At 37.0% G+C, this 18,930-nt stretch carries 14 protein-coding genes; 2 read left to right on the plus strand and 12 right to left on the minus strand.

The window, feature by feature from the left end; translation table 11 throughout:
• Positions 1–73: 73 nt before the first annotated feature.
• The 6 genes from I2483_RS02790 to I2483_RS02810 form a co-directional block, all read right to left on the minus strand.
• On the minus strand, positions 74–1,357 hold the full coding sequence (locus I2483_RS02790; protein ID WP_218624841.1) for a Gfo/Idh/MocA family protein: 1,284 nt from the start codon (positions 1,355–1,357) through the stop codon (positions 74–76).
• A 34-nt stretch (positions 1,358–1,391) separates the two neighbouring features.
• Positions 1,392–2,291, minus strand: coding sequence for an ROK family protein (locus tag I2483_RS02795; protein WP_207173823.1), 900 nt, complete (start codon positions 2,289–2,291; stop codon positions 1,392–1,394).
• Between the two features lie 306 nt (positions 2,292–2,597).
• Positions 2,598–3,005: a periplasmic substrate-binding domain-containing protein gene (locus I2483_RS19595; RefSeq protein WP_346267682.1), complete on the minus strand. Its 408-nt coding sequence runs from the start codon at positions 3,003–3,005 to the stop codon at positions 2,598–2,600.
• Positions 3,002–4,294, minus strand: coding sequence for a peptide ABC transporter substrate-binding protein (locus I2483_RS02800; protein WP_346267683.1), 1,293 nt, complete (start codon positions 4,292–4,294; stop codon positions 3,002–3,004). The genes I2483_RS19595 and I2483_RS02800 overlap by 4 nt, the downstream gene beginning before the upstream one ends.
• A gap of 297 nt (positions 4,295–4,591) precedes the next feature.
• Positions 4,592–5,752, minus strand: coding sequence for an ROK family transcriptional regulator (locus I2483_RS02805; protein ID WP_207173825.1), 1,161 nt, complete (start codon positions 5,750–5,752; stop codon positions 4,592–4,594).
• A gap of 418 nt (positions 5,753–6,170) precedes the next feature.
• Positions 6,171–6,518: a beta-galactosidase small subunit-related protein gene (locus tag I2483_RS02810; protein ID WP_207173827.1), complete on the minus strand. Its 348-nt coding sequence runs from the start codon at positions 6,516–6,518 to the stop codon at positions 6,171–6,173.
• A gap of 241 nt (positions 6,519–6,759) precedes the next feature.
• Between I2483_RS02810 and I2483_RS02815 the strand changes: the two genes are divergently transcribed.
• Positions 6,760–7,626 (plus strand): Cof-type HAD-IIB family hydrolase, encoded by an 867-nt coding sequence (locus tag I2483_RS02815; RefSeq protein WP_207173829.1) that lies wholly within the window; start codon positions 6,760–6,762, stop codon positions 7,624–7,626.
• A gap of 81 nt (positions 7,627–7,707) precedes the next feature.
• Here the strand turns inward: I2483_RS02815 and I2483_RS02820 are convergent, their stop codons facing one another.
• Entirely contained in the window at positions 7,708–8,709 is a 1,002-nt protein-coding gene (locus I2483_RS02820) for a Gfo/Idh/MocA family protein (RefSeq protein ID WP_346267684.1), read from the minus strand.
• Between the two features lie 524 nt (positions 8,710–9,233).
• Between I2483_RS02820 and I2483_RS02825 the strand changes: the two genes are divergently transcribed.
• Positions 9,234–11,276, plus strand: coding sequence for an endo-beta-N-acetylglucosaminidase (locus tag I2483_RS02825; protein WP_207173833.1), 2,043 nt, complete (start codon positions 9,234–9,236; stop codon positions 11,274–11,276).
• Between the two features lie 58 nt (positions 11,277–11,334).
• Here I2483_RS02825 and I2483_RS02830 read toward each other — a convergent pair whose 3' ends face one another.
• The 5 genes from I2483_RS02830 to I2483_RS02850 form a co-directional block, all read right to left on the minus strand.
• Positions 11,335–12,801 carry an arylsulfatase gene (locus tag I2483_RS02830; RefSeq protein WP_207173835.1) on the minus strand — a complete coding sequence of 489 codons (1,467 nt, stop codon included), beginning with the start codon at positions 12,799–12,801 and terminating at the stop codon, positions 11,335–11,337.
• A 117-nt stretch (positions 12,802–12,918) separates the two neighbouring features.
• Positions 12,919–13,539 (minus strand): YesL family protein, encoded by a 621-nt coding sequence (locus tag I2483_RS02835; protein ID WP_207173837.1) that lies wholly within the window; start codon positions 13,537–13,539, stop codon positions 12,919–12,921.
• Positions 13,540–13,840: 301 nt separating this feature from the next.
• A complete protein-coding gene (locus I2483_RS02840; RefSeq protein WP_207173839.1) occupies positions 13,841–15,772 on the minus strand; it encodes an ABC transporter ATP-binding protein in 1,932 nt (643 codons plus the stop codon).
• 450 nt (positions 15,773–16,222) lie between these two features.
• The gene (locus tag I2483_RS02845; RefSeq protein WP_207173841.1) at positions 16,223–17,233 is read right to left on the minus strand and encodes a family 20 glycosylhydrolase; all 1,011 of its coding nucleotides are present in this window, start codon (positions 17,231–17,233) and stop codon (positions 16,223–16,225) included.
• Between the two features lie 92 nt (positions 17,234–17,325).
• A complete protein-coding gene (locus tag I2483_RS02850) occupies positions 17,326–18,657 on the minus strand; it encodes an ABC transporter substrate-binding protein (protein ID WP_207173843.1) in 1,332 nt (443 codons plus the stop codon).
• Positions 18,658–18,930 lie beyond the last annotated feature (273 nt).

The raw sequence follows: 18,930 nt of genomic DNA on the forward strand, positions 1-18,930 counted from the left end.
TTACCCCTTGTAGGGCGTCTTCGCTCAATTAATATAAGTATTCAGTTGTTCAGCTTATACAGTAGATTTCGAATTAAAGAACTCCATTGGCGAAATTAACGATATTAATGACTTTACCATTTTGCCGCCTTGAAGCCTCAGCACCAAATGCCAAAAGGTGACTTTCAAGTGATACAGCAGCAGATGATCTACTTTCATTTCCACCATAGTTTCTTGCCTCATGTAAGAAGTCCCTGACGATTGCTTCATCACCACCACCATGGCCACTTTTGGGTTCATTTAACTTAGTAACTGTTTCATTTTTTGTTAGAAAATCGAAAACAGAGATAGAGTTCTCATCCATTTTCCCTCTAATTTCACCTTTTGTACCCATGATTTGCACAATGCGCGTTTGTTCTCTTGTAAATCCACACATACTAAATGTAGCTGTAGCCCCGTTTTCAAATTCCAGATTAACTACTTGATGATCGACAACGTTATTATCAGAACGATAAACACATTTTCCATAAGGTGTTGTGTTTAACGCATGAATAATACCTTCTCGTGAGTGATCAGTAGTGAACTTTTTCGCCCACCCTTTTCCTTCACCTAAGTAGTATTTCCCTGCATGGAAAGCACAGTCGTTTTCGATTGGGCATCCATCCAAGCAGCGTAATGGTCCATTTTCAGGTGCATTTGATTCCTTAAAATGCATCAATGATCCGAACGAACTGACATGCTTACATTTCTGGTCCATCAAATACATTAAGATATCCATATCATGGCATGATTTTTGCAAGATCATAGGGCTTGATACATCACTATTATTCCAGTTTCCACGTACAAAGCTATGTGACATATGCATAACTTCAACATTTTCATTTAATTGAATGGATACTATATCTCCTATTTTACCTTCTTTAATAATACCTTTGATAGTTTGCCAAAATGGTGTATATCTTAGAACATGGCAGATGGTTAGCAGTTTATCATTTTCCTTAGCAACCTCCACCATGGAAATACATTCCTTTGGATCTGGAGACATCGGCTTCTCAAGTAAAACGTGGTATCCCTTTTCAATCGCTTTTACTGTTGGCTCATAGTGCTCCCGATCCAATGTACAAATGAAAGCAACATCCGCATCAATGTCATCGTCAAACATCTCTTCCCATGAGGCATAGCACTGGTCTTCCGAAAGCGAGTATTGTTGTGAAAATGCTTCCCGTCTCTCAGGATTCAACTCGGCAACAGCTACAAACTCTAACTCGTGTGGATAATCATTGGCATAAGGGGCATATGCATTAGCTCCTCTATCACCCGCACCAATTAAAACTGCCTTGGTTTTCTTAAAGGTTTTCTCATCTATAGAGTGTTTCAAAATCTTATTTCCTCCCCGTAAATCTCGTGATTTATTATTCAATCCCTTTTAAACCTGCACCAATAATTCCCGAATCACCTTTTAATTCACTTGTAAATAAGCGCTCTAAGCTTTGTTGTTGTTCAGGAATTAGATATTGTTTCAATGAATCTTTTAGTAAATCTACTAAATAAGGATTATTATTAATAACGCCACCGCCAAGAACAATCCTGTGCGGATCTAACAAACATATAATTGAATAAATACCATGTGCTAATGATTCGACCACTTCATTCATTAACGCTTTGGCCTCTTCATCATTCACTTCATATTTCGCGAAAAATTCACTTGTTGTTACAGCAGGGTTGTTGAATCGTTTTTCAGCAAGTTTTTTTATTGCAGGGCCTGAAGCTGATTTTTCCAAGTTGTCGACTCCATTTACTGACGACTTTGCCAACACTGGAAACAAACCAAGTTCACCCGCAAAGCCATTGCCACGAATAAATGAACCCTGATGAATAATCGAACAGGAAATACCTGTACTAACTGTTACATAGACAAAAGTGTCTAACCTATTTATGTTCGATACTTTCCATTCTGCAAATGTGGCCATGTAGACATCATTGTCAATCACAATATTTTTAATTGAAAAGTAGTCTTGTAAACGGCTCACAATTGGAAAGTTCCTCCAAGGCAAATTGTTTTGAAAAACCGCTATCCCATTCTCACGATCTACTTTTCCAGGTATCCCTACCCCCATGCCTTTTATATCATTAAGGTGTACTTGCGAATCTTTTAATACCTTTTCAATGCTTTTAATAACTTGTGTAAACATCTTTTCTTTGTCCGACGGATCACTCGCAACTTCTGAACGATTATATATTTCTCCATTTTGATCAATTAGTACAGTCGCAATTTTTGTACCACCAATATCTACACCCAATGCATATGCCACATATATTCACCACACAATCTCTTTATCTAGTATTTAATCCAATTCACTTTTATTCGTTCAGTAAAACAATTACTAATATGTTTCAACATTATCACACGCTCATTATTTCGTCTAGATAGTATACCCTCAGTGAATAATCCCCTACATAAATATCCTACAAAGCAATAAGCATCAAGAACTAAGACACTTCTTCATTCGCTATTGCATAGAAATTTAACATAGGAGATATTTCAACTGAATACAGTTCGGTCACGACCCCTATAAACCCTCTTAATACACGCTTCTAAGCTTCAAATTCAGACTTTTTTACTTCCCATCCGCTTCTATATACATCCATTTATAGCTAAAATCACTGCCGAATGGATTGATGGCAATACCTTTTACAGCTGGGTTCCTAAGGAACATTCCTCCACGTTGATACGTAGGCGCGATAGCCGCATCATCTTCAAGAAGGATTTTTTCAGCTTCCGCAAATACTTCAAAGCGTTTGATCGGATCATTTGCATACTGTGTTTTTGTAGATTCAATAAGTGCGTCATATGCCGAGTTTGAGTAACCCATTTTATTCTGCGGGCTTCCAGTTATAAATAACTCCATGAATGATATTGGATCCTGGAAGTCAGGGCCCCATCCTGTCGCCTGGAGATCATAATTACTAGTGTCGTCAAGTTCAAAGCGCACAGCCGAAGGAACTTCTTTCAAGTTAATCGTCAACCCCGGTAGATTTCTTTCAAGTTCCGACTTGAACCATTCTGTTGTTTCTTAGCATTTTCAGTGTCTCCGCCAAGAAGCTCAATTGTTAAGTTGTCTTTCCCGAGTTCTTTCAGCCCTTTTTCCCAAAATACTTTCGCTTCTTTAACATCGTAAACAGTGTAATCCCCACTATAATCGCGGAAGTCTTTACCATTTCCATCGAGTACAAAGTCATTTGCTACGATGAAGTTAGCCTCCTTAGCTCCATTAGCTAAGACTAGATTTGCAAGTTCTTCTTTATCAAACGCTCTAGCGACGGCTTTACGAATGTCAGCGTTGGCAAGCGGCGTTGGTTTACCACCACGCAATTGGTTCATTTTTAAATAGAATACAGCCGTTTCAACTTCATTAATAATGTTTGGATCATCGGCATATTGCATTGCATACTCAGCAGTTAGTATTACACGATCTTTCTTGCCTTGTTCATATAATTTTACAGCCGTAGATGTTTCTTTAACAACATCTACGATGATTTCATCGAGTTTCACAGCAGTTGCATCCCAATATTTGTCGTTTTTTACGTATTTCCAGTTACCTGTACCATCCCAATCTGTTAATGTAAATGGACCGTTATAAATCATTGCATCAGAGTTATCAGCATACTTATCCCCCTGTGCGGTTACGAATTCTTCGTTAAGTGGTAAGAATGTCGCGAATGAAGTAAGTGATAGGAAGTAAGGTACTGGACGTTCAAGTTCAACGACAAGTGTTTTATCATCTTCAGCTTTAATGCCAAGATCCGCAACTTCCGCTTCTCCTTCACCAATATCGGTCGCATTTTTAATCATCCCCCCCATCAAATACGGTCCGTAAGGTGAAGCCATGTCAGGATCGATAGCGCGCTGCCAAGCATATACGAAGTCATGAGCAGTTACAGGTGTTCCATTTGACCATTGCGCGTCACGAATTCTGAACGTATACGTCATTCCATCCGCACTGACTTTAGGCTCAGCTTCAGCAATAGCTGGTGCTAGTAAACCTTCTTGGTTCACACGATAAAGTCCTTCCATTACGTTATTCAGTAACTTCGTGCTTACAGCATCTTCAGCAATTGCTGAGTCAGCAGATGCAATTTCTGCTATTTCAACCAAACTTAAAACTTGTGATACATCTTCTCCTGATCCTTCTGTCGCCTCTTTTTTAACTTCAGCAGTTATGTCAGCACTTTCTTTTTCGCCACCGCATGCTACTAAAAACACACTTAGTACAAGCATAATACCAATCAACCACATAAACTTGTAATTCCTCAATTCAATTACCTCCTTAAAGTTGTTCAGGAAATTAGTATAAGAATATTGTTTCCTGATTTACACAGTCAATATCAACGCCAAAAGGATCGTTCACCACACAGTCTCTCTAGTTGCGTATTTTATACACTTTTAGAGCTAAGTAAAATAGAAGTAAATTTAATCAGTAAAAAGTTTACTAACATTTTTAAACATTACCATAAGCATAGTATTCTGTCTACATAGAAAACAAAAAAGTAGAAACACCGCCATAAAAAAAACCCTATACCGTAAAGGGCATAAGGAATATAAGTTAAAAGTTCAATTTGGATCAAATACATCAACTAATAGTAAAGAGACAGCACCAATGAGTGTCGCATCATCACCTAGTTTAGTTACGGTTACTTCAGTCTGTTTTGCACGTGGTGTCAATGCACACTCTTCAATCGTTTTAAGTACAACTGGAAAAATAAGCTCCTTGGCTTTTGTAACCCCACCACCAAGCACAATTTTTTGCGGGTTAATAATATGTATTAAATTTGTTAAACCTATCCCAATTACTCTACCAGTTTCCTTTAATATCGTCGAAAACTCTTCATTACCACCTCTAGCTAATTCATAGACTTTTTCAGCGGTGATTGAATCAGTCGCCCCCCCCTTCATTGCTCGTCTAGCAATTGCTGGACCCGTTGCAAATGTTTGCAAACATCCACGATTACCACATTCACAAATTTCTCCGTGCAAATCGATTGTCATATGTCCCACTTCGCCTGCAATATCTTGTGCACCGTGGTATAACTTTCCATTAATTACAAGCCCGGCACCAACACCACGACCAATATTCACAACTAACATACTAGTTAATTCTCCGTGCTCTCCAAACCAGGATTCACCCAACGCCATTGCTCGTGCATCATTTTCTACTTTAACTTCTAGTTCAAATTCTTTTTCTAGCTCTTCTTTGATTGGAATATTTGTCAGACTTAAAATTGGAGCATACAATGATGTACCTGTTTCTACATCCACAACCCCATGCATCGCTACGCCTATGCCAATAATTTTTTTACTAGTAGTAGGGATGTCTGTTATACAAGCACGAATACAGTCTTTTAAAATGATGAGAAATTCGGAATTCGTTAATGGCATGGTCAACTTTCTTGAAGTCCGCGTCATAATTTTTCCCGATAAATCAGTTAGGACACACTCTATAATTTCCGGTCCAACGTCTACTCCAACAACATTGAATCCTTGGTTATTGATTAAGAGCATTGTTGGCTTTCGCCCGCCTTGAGACTCACCCAGCTTGCTTTCTATCACAATTCCTTGTTCAATCAACTCTTTCACATTACTACTAACTGTTGGTGGCGTTAATTTTGTGTCTTTGGCAATTTGCGCTCTCGAGATTGGTGCATCTGTTCGTATTTTATTTAATATAATTGATTTATTTACTGATTTCATCCACTGGAATGTGCCTTGTCGCATATTAAAGCCCCCTTTTATAATAAAAATGATAGATAAAGGTCATCCCTATTTTGCTACTAATACAATGATCAACACTACTATTCAAAGTGTTTTTTCCTGGCAGGAAACCGCTTTAACTAGTCAATACTTATTAGTTTCTCCATCTTTACTTAAGATATTAAACTTACTGGAACCATTGTTGCAATTACACGAATCTCTCTTTAGCTTTAATACTACCACTTATTTCTTTAGTTGAGTAGACAGACAGTTTCGCTTTAGTGTGAAAAGTTCAAATTTGCATTGACACTTTTGCAATTGACTTTGGTCGCATGAATTCAAGCCTATTCCGTTCCGCTATTCTTCCAAATGCCGGACAATATAATCTCTTTTCTGTAAATCAATCGTGTGTTTAGCTTTCTATAAATCAGTCACCTTATAATTAAGAACCTTCAAAATTGAATGTAGACCCTGCGCCAGCTGCCATTAAACCAAGACCATATCGATTGACGAAACTCGGCCAGTGATTATCTGTACGATTTACATTTTCTTGCGGATAAACATTGTTTGTATACAGTTCATCAACGGTCTTTTCAAATAAAACGGTTAAGTTGGCTTGTTTAGAATCACTATAGCTCTTTTTTCTAAATTTTAATTTAGAAAAAGCATAACCTGACATTGTACATAAAAGTACACTAGTAACTGCATTTTCAATGGCAATAAATATAGAATTCCACATGATTTCAACAACATTCAATGATTCAGTTGGCATCTCAGCGTTTTCAAGCAAGTCATTCCCTGGTAATAAGTTTGGAGGTACACTTAACAACTTTCCTGAAGGAAGTGTTGCATCAACGAGCATCTGGTAAAAAAGGGAGATTGATAGTACACCGACACCAATTCATAAAAATACGTTTTGTTTTTAATCTGGTTTGATAATGACTCTGGAACGTGCACTGTCGAACTGTCAAGTTGATATTTATCGCATTCATTGGTATTATCAGTCTCTATGTAGAAGAAAGGAGACAATTATGATACGCCTAATTGCAATAGACATGGATGGAACAATATTGAGTCCTGACCACACCATCAGTACTAAAAACAAACTAGCGATTTTAGCTGCACAGTCCAATGGAATTGAGGTTGTAATCGCTACTGGAAGAGGTTTCTCGGAGGCTTATGGTCCTATTAGTGATAGTGGTTTGAATCTTTCATACATTTGTCTTAATGGAGCAGAAATTAGAGATACATTTGGGAATTTGATTTCTGCAACCCATATAGTCGAAAATAACATCACAAAAATCACATCTATTTTAGATGCTCACACAATAGATTATCAATTATTCATTGATAAGCTAATTTATATTAATAGTATTGAAGATCAAATCGATACCTTCATTCAACTTGCTGAAGCAGCTAACCAGACACCCGCATTGGATAAAATCCGACAAGAAGTTATGGATAGAGTAGAACAAGGCTATATCCGCCAAGTTGATTCTTATAATGAGCTCATTAACCAACGCGGAAGTGAAATTTATAAAGTCTTTGGAACGTCTTTTAATAGAGTGAATTTGGATAACGCTAGAAAAGCACTTCAACTAATACCTGGACTTGCTATCAGTTCTTCAGGAGCGGGAAATCTAGAAATTACAGATATCAATGCGCAAAAAGGAATAGCAGTTGAAAATTTTGCTAAAAGTAAATGGATTTCAATGGCTAATGTCATGGTAATAGGTGATAGCTATAATGATTTATCAATGATGGAACGTGCAGGACGCTCTGTTGCAATGGGTAATGCCCCTGCAGAAATTAAAGCTGCTTGCACCGAGATTACAACGACAAATGAACATGATGGCGTTGGATTGGCTATTGAAGCAATCCTGCAACATCAGATTTAATGAAAAATAAGCCTCCCTGATTTGACCGACCCCTCAAATCAGGAAGGTTTTTTTATTGATAGTTTTATTTAATTAGCAATTTCAATTGTTTACTAAGCTGTTCCATCCCTTTAAGCGCAATTTGACAGGGGTACTAATCATTGCTGATTCTAATGCAGCGGAAGTTACTTCATGCGTCTTATAAGCATCTTCATAGTCAGATAGAATCCTGGTTGAGTCACCTGTGCGTACCGCATGAATAAATACTTCGCTTTCTGTTTGATAGGGATTAACTCTATCAATATATTCAGATGTTGAATCTTTTGTCGTGATTTCCAAACGTTTTGATGTCCAATCGAGCATACCTTGATCTGTAAATAAGGTTATTCCAGATTTCCCAACACTTTCTGGGAGTATGCAAGTATTTGTTATATTCGCGATAATCCCGTTACTGAGTTTCATAGTTACCGTTCCTACATCTGCTACAGTAACAGATTTATCTTGTGCAGAAAGAATCTGGTTACCAAATACCCCATAGACCTCATCTACCTCCCCACAAAGATACCGAAGTAAATCGACAATATGAGTTGTCTGTTCAATAAATTGTCCCCCGGAACTAGCTTGATTTCTCCACCACGGTACTTTGGGCATACTCCCCATAAATTGCCCAAGGACAATACCGATATTCTGGTCATTTAGTATGCTTTTTAGATGCCTAATCGAATCACTATAACGATAATGATAGCCTACTGATGTAAGCAAAGACTTTTGCTTAATCTCAGTTACTATAGTTAATGGAGTTTCAATGTCTTGACTCAATGGTTTCTCCACGAAAAATGGAATTCCTCGCTTGATTAACGCAAGCTCTATCTCACCATGCGCCATTGGTGGGACGCAAATATAAACGGCATCCAAGAGATTTGAGTCCAGCATATCTTCCAACTTGTCATAGCCCCTCGCATTAGTAAACTTGGATGCCATTGACTTCGCTTTTTCTATACTCGTCCCGTATATGGCAATCAGTTCGACACCTACTATTTCCGATAGAATCTTTGCATGGAACATACTGAAATAACCTGTTCCTATAATCCCTACTTTTATCATCAATGTGACACCTCCAATAACGTCAGATTATTTCTTCTATAAAGCAATCTCTAATTTCCTTATTAATCAAATTAATAATTGTTTACTTTACTGAACCATTTGGGCCATCAATAGCGATTACATCCCCTCCCTCAGTAATAAAGGTCAGCTTTTTGTAAACACAAAAATACATTTTATCCAGATGTGACAATATCCATCAAACTCTTATTGCCCTACGTGATTACAAGAAAAATGACAAAACGGTACGGCTGTACAAATTCCCAATACCATTAAACCAACTTTTTCTTATCAATTATTTTTTGAGCTCTATATTCTAAACCAACCAGTTATTTAAACATTCAAAACTAATAGTATCCACGTAGAAGTATATATTTAGGTAAACGAAAATAACAGCAATACGCTCTAAAAAAAGATATATTAAGGCAATGTTATTTAATAATAAAGCGCTATCATTTCACACCATCTTCACATCAATTCAAGTAGTGTTGTTATGATGATAACTTCAAATAGAATGGGGAATTGTAATGATTAAACAGGCTATATCACATCAACCGAATTTGCATGGCTACAATGCTAATGAACTTAAGAATTGGACCCCGCAAACAGACAAACATGCGAAGTATTTCCGTTCCAGAGTTCCATTAGCAAAGCGGATTCCTTCTTTTTCAGCAACACAAGCTAATCCAAAATTGAGTGCTGAGCCACAGGTAATAAATCTCTCTGCCGATTATGATAAAGAAACAACAAGTTTCAAATATAGTGATTCTTTTTGCAGAAATCTACTCAAATTTTGGCAGTATACTGATTTATATGGCTCCTGGCAAGGTTTACCCATTGAAAAATCGCCAACAGGGGAACCTGTATATGGCGTCATTAATTTACCGAATCCCGCTTATACAGATGCAGCTCATCGGAATGGGGTACTAAGTCTTGGTTGTTGGTTCTGGCCTAGAGAAGAAAACTTTTCTGATATGGTCGAACAGAAATCTGATGGTTCGTTTCCAGTTGCTGACAAGATGATTGAGATGGCATTATACTTCGGATTCGACGGATACTTTATTAACCAGGAAGATACTATTTCCGAAGAAGATTCCCATAAGTTATTAGAAATGATGAAATACTTCCGTGAAAAAGCGCCAGCTTATTTTCATTTACAATGGTATGACACTATTCTTATCAATGGAAAATTACGTTACCAAAATCAGTTTAACGAACAAAATGCACCATGGCTCTTAGACGCTAACGGTAATAAAATTATTGATAGTATGTTTATTAACTATGCTTTTAATGATGAGAGAATAATTAATTCACAACAGTACGCAAAAGAGATAGGCTTGGATCCATATCGCTCGTTATTTCCAGGTACCGAGAATGATAAATATGGGTATAACCCACCCTATGACACCAGATTGATTTTCCCTGAAAACGAACCACCACGTACTGGATGGGGTTTATTTGGAACTGATTTCGTCTGGAATAGATATGAAAATAAATTCGACCTTAATGATCAAGAAGAAGTATATAAAAGAGAAAGAAGATACTGGTCTGGTCCTTTAGAAGATCCAACCGACCGAATCGGACGGACTTTGTATAAGCCATTTAAAGACCCATTTCATGCTGTTGATCGTGAAGAATATAGAAAATGGGATGGTGTTGCACATTACATTCCCGAACGATCAGTCATTGGCTCGTATCCTTTTGTTACTCGATTTAATACAGGTCATGGAAAGAAGTTCTTTTTAAACGGAAAACTTTCTAACGAAAATGAATGGAATAATGCGAGCATACAGGATATCTTGCCCAGCTGGCAATGGTGGATACAACAATACGACTCAACGAACAATCCAGTAGCTGAGACAGTTTCCGTCTCTGAACGTCCTATTATTCCAAGTTATGACGACAGTATTGCTTATGATGGTGGATCATCTCTCAAAGTTTCAGGACATCTTAGGCCAGAAGAAACAACCGAGCTCAGATTATTTAAAACAAAGTTAGCTATTACTGATGATGTAAAATTATCAATAACTTATAAAATAGGTAAGGATACTGTTTCAAGCAATATGGAAATAGGTCTTATCTTTGAAGATGATCCAAATCAATTTGTATGGTTGAGCATTGAGGTCAGCAAAAGTACAGACTGGAATACACAAACTTTCCAACTTGATAGATACGTAGACAGAACCATTGCTACGATTGGTTTAAGATTCTCTTCTGCTACTGAAACAGAACTTGAAGTTCATATAGGCGAACTAGCACTAACCAACGAGTTCCAAAATACACCTCAAGTACCAACAGGATTTACAATTGATAAAGCATATTTTGAAGGTAACACAGCTGAGTTACTTCTTTCATGGGATTTCAACGAAACGAATGTTTGGTTTTATGACATCTATCGAATTAAAGCTAATGGTGAAAAAAAAATCCTTGGCCGCATTTATGATGAAGTGTATTATGTAAAATCATTCACTCGTCTAAGTAACGAGGTAATTTCTACGCTTCAACTTATAGCCGTCGATTTTTCTGGCATCAACAGTAGCTCTACTACGACTACACTAAACTGGCCATGATAGTAGTAAAGACTAAAATTCCCCTGCCATCTTTAATGGCCAGGGGAATTTATCCTTTCTAGGATAATGCATGCTTTAAAGTTGGTCTAGCTGCCTTTCCACTTAACAACGACTTTCCGTCAGAATATCCTTCTTCACGCTCCTTTAACTCTTGGATCAACTGTTCTCTACGTAAATGAATTCTTTCTTCATACTTAGCTACATTTATTAGATTTCTCAATTCTTTAGGATCTTGGACTAAATCAAAAAACTGTTCTTCCCCGGTTTGAGAATACCAAATGTATTTCTCTTTTCCATCTGTAATGCATTGGTATGATTGGTTACCGAGTGTATGCTCTCCATGAATGTATTCTCTCCAAATAAGATTTTTATTTTTTTCTTTTTTCACTAAAGGTATAACACTTTTTCCTTCGACAGAATCAGGAATAGCGATATTTGCAGCATCCAACAATGTTGGCATAATGTCTCTTAGTTCGATAACTTCTTCTACTTTAGTATTTTTCTTCATTTGTAATAGATTACCTGGATCAGCAAGTATGAAAGGCACGTTAGCACTTCCTTCATACGGAAGGCTTTTTTTAAATAAATTGTGATCACCCAGCATTTCACCATGATCAGATACGAATAATATAATTGTATTCTGATAAATACCATACTCCTGCATTGCATTTAAAAACCGACCAATTTGATGATCTATTTGCGTAATTAATGCATAATAAGCTGCTTGCGCTCGCTTTAATCGCTGTTTTGGAACAAGTCCCTTAGCTGTAATTGGACTCAACCCTTCGCGTGCCTGGTCATCTGTATCTGCCCAATCCCCAATTGAAGGATCAGGTAAATCCAAATCACGATACATATCGTAAAATGCCGATGGCGGATCAAATGGTGGATGTGGCCTCACATACGACATTTTCAAAAAGAATGGCTTGGAAGGATCACGCCTTCTAAGAAAATCAATTGACTGTGTTGTTAACCAGTTTGTCGGATGTAGTTCTTCTGCTAAATGCCATGGTCTTGCAACTGTCGATGAATTACAATCAATACCAAGATCAGTCAAATCTACATTTCCGGTCAATCTTTCACGCATCCAGTTCAAATAATCATCAGCATTATCAGCTGATTCTATTGTTCTCGTGTTGAACTTAAAGCGATTATAATGCATATACCCATCATGTAATATCACATTATGAAATCCACATAAACTTCGAGTTGGGTAAACATGCATTTTCCCAATACTTTGTGTATGGTATCCTGCCTTTGAAAATTCATCAGCAATTGTATTTTCATAGTTCCATGGCACTTTATCCTGATAACCTACACGTCCAGTCGATGTTTGTGACATACCAGTCAAAACACTTGCCCTCGCAGGCACACATGACGGTGTAGCGGCATAGGCATTTGTAAACAATGCGCCATCCCGTGCAAGTTGATCTAGATTTGGAGTGTCCACAACTGGATGACCTGCAATACTTAAACAATCTGCACGCATTTGATCAACCATAATTAACAATACATTTGGTTTCATAATTGATGTCCTCTCATTTTTTATTTTTTGCCCTATCCTAGATAACTAAGACCGTAGGAATCAATACCTAATTCGTTACTCAATTTTTTCTGAATATTCCACCAATGTATCTTTAAGTTATATTTTATTTAATTTTCGTTCTATATTATTAAATGCTAAATTGGCAATTATCATTAAAACTAATGTAAAAGAGCTTATACCAATAAGTATAAATACACCAGGCACAATTAACATTAAAGAATAAAACGTAATCACTGTTGCCAACATGAACAACACGTGTAATGGATGTGATATTGCAATCGTTACTGCATGTCTAATAACCATTAACAAACGAACATCGAAATGAACATAAACTGGAATAATAAATAGACTTGTCACTAAAAAGAGAAGTGATATCGTAATAAGTATTGCGATTAATATGATTGAAATCATTCCAGTAAAATTACTAATTAGATCAAAATAATAGTAGAGACTAAATGCTAAGAGAACAATCCACCATCCAAGTATATTTGCTTTGATAAATGATTCTTTATACATTTGTTTAAATGTCGTAAACACAGGAAAATCGGTGTTTCCACGAATCCACTTTCTTGAAATTCCAAACATCGTAAAGGTCGCTGGGAATATACCACAGATCACCAGCCCCACTAAACAGAATACAACCCAAATTAGTTGTAGATAAAGAAGTCTTGTAATCCAGTTCATCACTTGCATTAATTTACCATCAATATTGAACATTTCTTCTCCTCATTTCACATGCAATGAAAACAGCAAAATCATATTAGTGATTTATACTAATTTAAGTTCTCCAAAAGTAACTTCTTACGATTCACCACCCAATTTAATTGTTTTTGAGGCTCCATATCCAATCTTAACAATATTAAATGAATCGATTTCATTATGCTAACTGTTATTTACAGATTAACTGATGCAAACGTATATCTCCAATTCGCTTTACAAGTGTCCCCATAAGTCTGTCACGCCTGTCTTTCCAAGTGATATCTTGCTCAAATCAGATTAGTTAACTCTACTTTGATTGTCAAATTTCAGGATCTGTTTTTTGTAATTTAAGCAATTCTTCGGGTCGCATTGCTTTCAATTGTTTTTCAAAAAGACCACGATATAACCCATTATTAACTAACAATTTTTCATGTGAGCCGCATTCAACAATTCTTCCTTTATCCATTACTAATATTTGATCAGCACGGACAACTGTCGCTAAGCGGTGAGCGACAATAAATGTTGTACGGTTTACCATAAGCCTATCCAAAGCAGCAGTAACATAAGCTTCTGAATCTGCGTCTAAGGCAGAAGTGGCTTCATCTAAAATTAGTATTTGTGGGTCCTTTAATAATGCCCTAGCAATAGAAATCCGCTGTTTTTGCCCACCTGACAAACGAACACCACGTTCGCCCAGCAAAGTCTCATACCCCTTGGACCATTCCATAATGAATTCATGTGCAAATGCAGCTTTTGCAGCTTCAATCACTTGGTCATACGTTGCTTTCGGATCTGCATAGGCAATATTTTCAAATACTGTACCAGAGAATAAAATATTGTCTTGTAAAACTAGTGCGGTTTGTTTTCTTAAATCTGATACATCATAGTCTTTAAGGTCGATACCATCCAGAAGAACACTTCCTTTATCCGGATCATAAAAACGCGGAATCAAATTAATCAATGTTGATTTGCCTGAACCACTTGGTCCCACAAGTGCGACTACTTCCCCTGGCTTAGCCTGAAAAGAGATATCAAACAATGCCTGCGCTTCTTCAATCTTAACTGGGGCGAGTGGTGGCTTTGTCCGAGGCGAAATCCAATAAAACCTCTTTTCAGGTTTAAATTCCTCCACTTTATCTGGATCCCCATCTTTGTGCTCACTTGCAGGTAGTTCCTCACGTTCAATTACATAAGTAAATGAAACATCTCTAAATGTAATTCCCCCCTGGGACTGATCAAGAGAAATCGCATCTTTTTTACTTTCAATCTCTGGGTCAATATCAAACACTTCAAATATACGTTCAATATTAGCCATCGAGTTTTGAATGGTTACATTAATATTGGCTAATTGCTGAATAGGTCCATACAATTGCTGTAAATACTGCTGAAAAGCAATCAAAGCACCAATTGTAAAATTGCCGTTGATAACAAACATTCCACCAATAAACCAAATAATTAAATTTCCAGCATGATTAAAGGCTTGAGTTATGCTTCCAAGTAAATTTGAAAAAATATGAGCAGACATGGAATAATCGAAATGGTGTTTAATTTGCTTTTTGAATCGTTTCATTTCTTCCTGCTCACGGTTAAATGACTGGACTATCTTCATGCCAGATATACGTTCAAATAATACTCCTGAAATCCGAGCCATCTGCCGATGAACAGATCGCCAAGCAAATCGAATATGGACATTTAAGTTAGCAAAAGTTAAATAATACAAGGGTAATATCCATAGTGATAATAAGGCAAGCTTCCAGTTCAGGCTAAATAACATAATGCCTGCAAAGAAAACTAAAAACAAGTCTATAATTAGATTTATCACACCACTTTGAACTAAGTTTTGAGCTCCATTAACATCATTTTGGACACGTGAAACAATCGTTCCAACCTGACGATTATCATAGTATTGCGGTGAGAGCGTTTGCAAGTGCTTATATAACTGTTCTTTGAGATCAAGTGCCATTGTATTACCCAACTTAGCAGTAACATAATTGCGAATAAAATTGACAATAACACCGAATACAAAGACTCCACCCATAACGGATATCACTTTTTGAAGCGTCCAAAAACCTTCTTTACCTGGTAATACCTCATCAATCATGATTTTAATTAACCATGGTACTGCAAGTGGTATGGCAAAATTCATTATTCCTAACACAATTATTAGTGAAACAACAAATTTATAGGGTCTAACAAACTCTAAATACCGTTTAATTAATTCCTTATTATGACTAGGTTTATGATTATCCATTTCTCCCCGCCTAACATTATTTCAATTATTAATCGATTGTTTTATAACATAGTATAGACCCAAAAATTTCAAATTCAAATTAAAAGTAATTTATGGAATTTAATTAGAAATTCACACCATATTCAAACAGTGCTAAAATATAGTGATATTAAGTAATAAAATAAATTAATAGTCGTATTATTATTTCAAAACTATTAGGATTGGACCTATTCAAAATTGCTAAATTGGTAACTATAAATCGGTGAGGATTGAACTGTAATTCCTCATCAAAAGGGGGATGGCTCGAAGTGACGAAGTCACTACGAGCCACCCCCCCCTCAGTAAAATTGTCGTGGATAATTTAGCCCGAAGCTACCCGAAAACGTACTGGTCTATATGAAAACTTTGTGCCAACCTTACCAGTATCTTAAGCAAGAAAGCGATTAATCAACATACGTGCGTTTAGTACACTTATATTAATTTACTTGAGATAATGTCAATTGTTTCAGCTAATTCTCGCATTTCCCCATCAAGTTTCTCTGGGCTAGCAAAACGCTCAAACTCTTCCTTATTCCAGTGATGCCAAGTAGTCATAACCATGCCTGGCATGCGGTCATCTGCACCTAGTTCTCTCGCCTGACGTTGACTATCCGCAAGAAAATTCACTGCCGATTCCGTATCGAACCAACATGCAGGAATGACGGTAAATCCTTTCTCTAGAAAAATCCCAATTGACGGGAATATTTCATGTTTTAAATAATGCCAGTCAGTTATTATGATATCTTTTGGGATAAGATCGACTGCTTTAGATGTTCCAAATGTATCAGCTTCAAATTTATTATTGTATCCAGTCTCATCACTATCGATTAATCGATCTCCCCACATATACATTTGGACTCCTCGTTTATTTACGAGATGGTCGTACATATCGTTAACAGCTTTTGCAAATAATTCGGCTCTGTCTTTACCTTTACAACGTGGACATTGGTCATCTGCTAGTGCGAATACCTCATCCATTCCGATATGAAATGCATCTGCATCAAAAGCATTAATAAGTTCATCCATTAAATCGAATGCGAGTGCATTTACATCTGGATGGAGTGGACACCAGCTTGGACAAAAGAATTCTGGCCATTCCGCATCTACAGGAATATGAGGTGTCTCATCAAATTCAGGGTAATGCTTTAATATGCTGTTTCTTGCGCCACCCCAACCTTGATGTCCAAGACATTGAAACAATGGGATAAGGCGAATGCCATTACGTTTACACAATGCTGCAAGTTCCTTGGCGTCAGTCTTATTTAGCGTACCCTCCGATAATTCTGGATGTGATTCAAACTTAAATGACATATTACACTCCAGAATAATCTGATTAATACCTTTGGGGACTAAAACTTTTTGAATAAAGTTCTTAAATGGCTCTACATCTTCATGTGAACCAAACCTTAAATGGAATGCTCTTACTGGTTTATTAGACGTCATTTCACACCCCTCACTGTAAAGAACCCGTGAAAATTTAAAATTCCCACAGGCTTAATATGTCTTAATGTCTAAAAAAATTAATAACTAGTTGATTACTCAGACTCGATTGCGGTACGTACATTTTCTTCTGCTTCTTCTTGAAGAATTCGTAGGAACTCATTTATATCTTTACCTGACTCAATAAACTTGATTGGTGCAGTCCAAAGTACACCGTCTCCGTAGCGTGCTTTCTTAGCAGGGCCAGTTGCATAATCATTCTTAAAGAGAGATTCTGTATTTTTGTTATCTAAGTCCGGATTATCCACACCAAATACCGCATGAATTTCTGGACTTACTAATATTGATGCTCCACCTGCTTTGGATACTTTCATTTGATACTCATCAGATAATAAATATTTAATAATCTCCATTGCCGCTTCCTTGTGCTCACTCGGTTCTGTGATTGCAAATGCTCCACCATTTGGTACAGGATTCAAACCTTCATACCCCTCCCACACTGGATATGTTGCAATACCAACGTTTTCGTGGTCCATCCAGTTGGTTTTGTCAGCTGCCATCGCAATATTACCTTCACCGAATAATGATCCCCAATTATGAAGTAGACTCGCTGGGTTATCCGTAGGGTAGTTTCCTGGGATAGCAACAACATCTCCAACAAACTCTAAATGTCTTCTATATGCTTCAGATTCAGCGATTAGTACTTCGTTTGTTTCAGGATCAATAGAGTTTTGACTAAACTGTGTATAAGCATCGTATGGGACATCTAGGTCTAATCCACGATACTGAACGCCGCCTACTTCTCGTGTTAGCGCTTTGGCAAGCTCAAGGACTTCTTCCCATGTCATACCATCTGTTGGATATTCTACTCCTAGCGTGTCAAACACATCTTTGTTGTAATGTAATGACCAAGTCGGACGAGAATTTGGAATTTCATATAATCCATCTTCTTTATTTGGGTCTTGATTACGAGCGTACTGTACAATTGACGGCTCAAGTCGATCTAAGTCAAAACCTGATTCCTTAATTAATTCATCCATATTATACGCTAACCCAAGGTCTTCCAAGAAATTCGTATGTGTCAATACACCCATCGATACAATGTCAGGGCTTTTCTTCGCGGCAATTAATCTTTCTAAATCCTCCGTATGATCAGTTCCGGCCTCTTGAACTTCAATCGTTATATGTGGAAACTTCTCCCCTAAATCTTTCCCAATTCCATTCCAAAAATGGTCTGCCCCCCACTGGTGAGCCCATCTAATCGTAATTTCCTCATCCTTATCTGTGGTAGCTTCTTCCTTATTATTGTCCTTTTCATCAGTATCTGCATTTGCATTAGAATCATTATCAGAGCTACAACCAGCAATTACTGAGAGTATGAAAACAGACACAAGTAACATCAGCCAAAACTTAAAATTCTTTATCATTTGTAAAACCCCCTATGTTTTTGTAGTGTCGAATTTTCTCATTACTTCGATTTAATGCTTCTAAATAATATAAAGGAACTTAATGCTGTTTTGTACGCAAATTAAATATAAGCGCTTACAAACGGTTGACCGAATAAATAGTTAACTAACTTTACAACCATCCTCCTTTCGTCTTGTTACAATACAAACGGGCTACTATTAGCATGTAAAACAGCATAAGTGCTTGTACTTATAATCTCATATATGATATGAATTTGGTGTGAAGGAATTTTC

Source organism: Sporosarcina sp. E16_3 (genome assembly GCF_017347125.1).
Classification (GTDB): domain Bacteria; phylum Bacillota; class Bacilli; order Bacillales_A; family Planococcaceae; genus Sporosarcina.

Bases quoted from the DNA above. Each gene is read 5' to 3' on its own strand.
- I2483_RS02820 (WP_346267684.1), bottom strand. From the start codon at position 8,709: ATGATAAAAGTAGGGATTATAGGAACAGGTTATTTCAGTATGTTCCAT.
- I2483_RS02830 (WP_207173835.1), bottom strand. From the start codon at position 12,801: ATGAAACCAAATGTATTGTTAATTATGGTTGATCAAATGCGTGCAGAT.
- I2483_RS02840 (WP_207173839.1), bottom strand. From the start codon at position 15,772: ATGGATAATCATAAACCTAGTCATAATAAGGAATTAATTAAACGGTAT.
- I2483_RS02825 (WP_207173833.1), top strand. From the start codon at position 9,234: ATGATTAAACAGGCTATATCACATCAACCGAATTTGCATGGCTACAAT.
- I2483_RS02850 (WP_207173843.1), bottom strand. From the start codon at position 18,657: ATGATAAAGAATTTTAAGTTTTGGCTGATGTTACTTGTGTCTGTTTTC.
- I2483_RS02835 (WP_207173837.1), bottom strand. From the start codon at position 13,539: ATGTTCAATATTGATGGTAAATTAATGCAAGTGATGAACTGGATTACA.
- I2483_RS02805 (WP_207173825.1), bottom strand. From the start codon at position 5,752: ATGCGACAAGGCACATTCCAGTGGATGAAATCAGTAAATAAATCAATT.
- I2483_RS02815 (WP_207173829.1), top strand. From the start codon at position 6,760: ATGATACGCCTAATTGCAATAGACATGGATGGAACAATATTGAGTCCT.
- I2483_RS02845 (WP_207173841.1), bottom strand. From the start codon at position 17,233: ATGACGTCTAATAAACCAGTAAGAGCATTCCATTTAAGGTTTGGTTCA.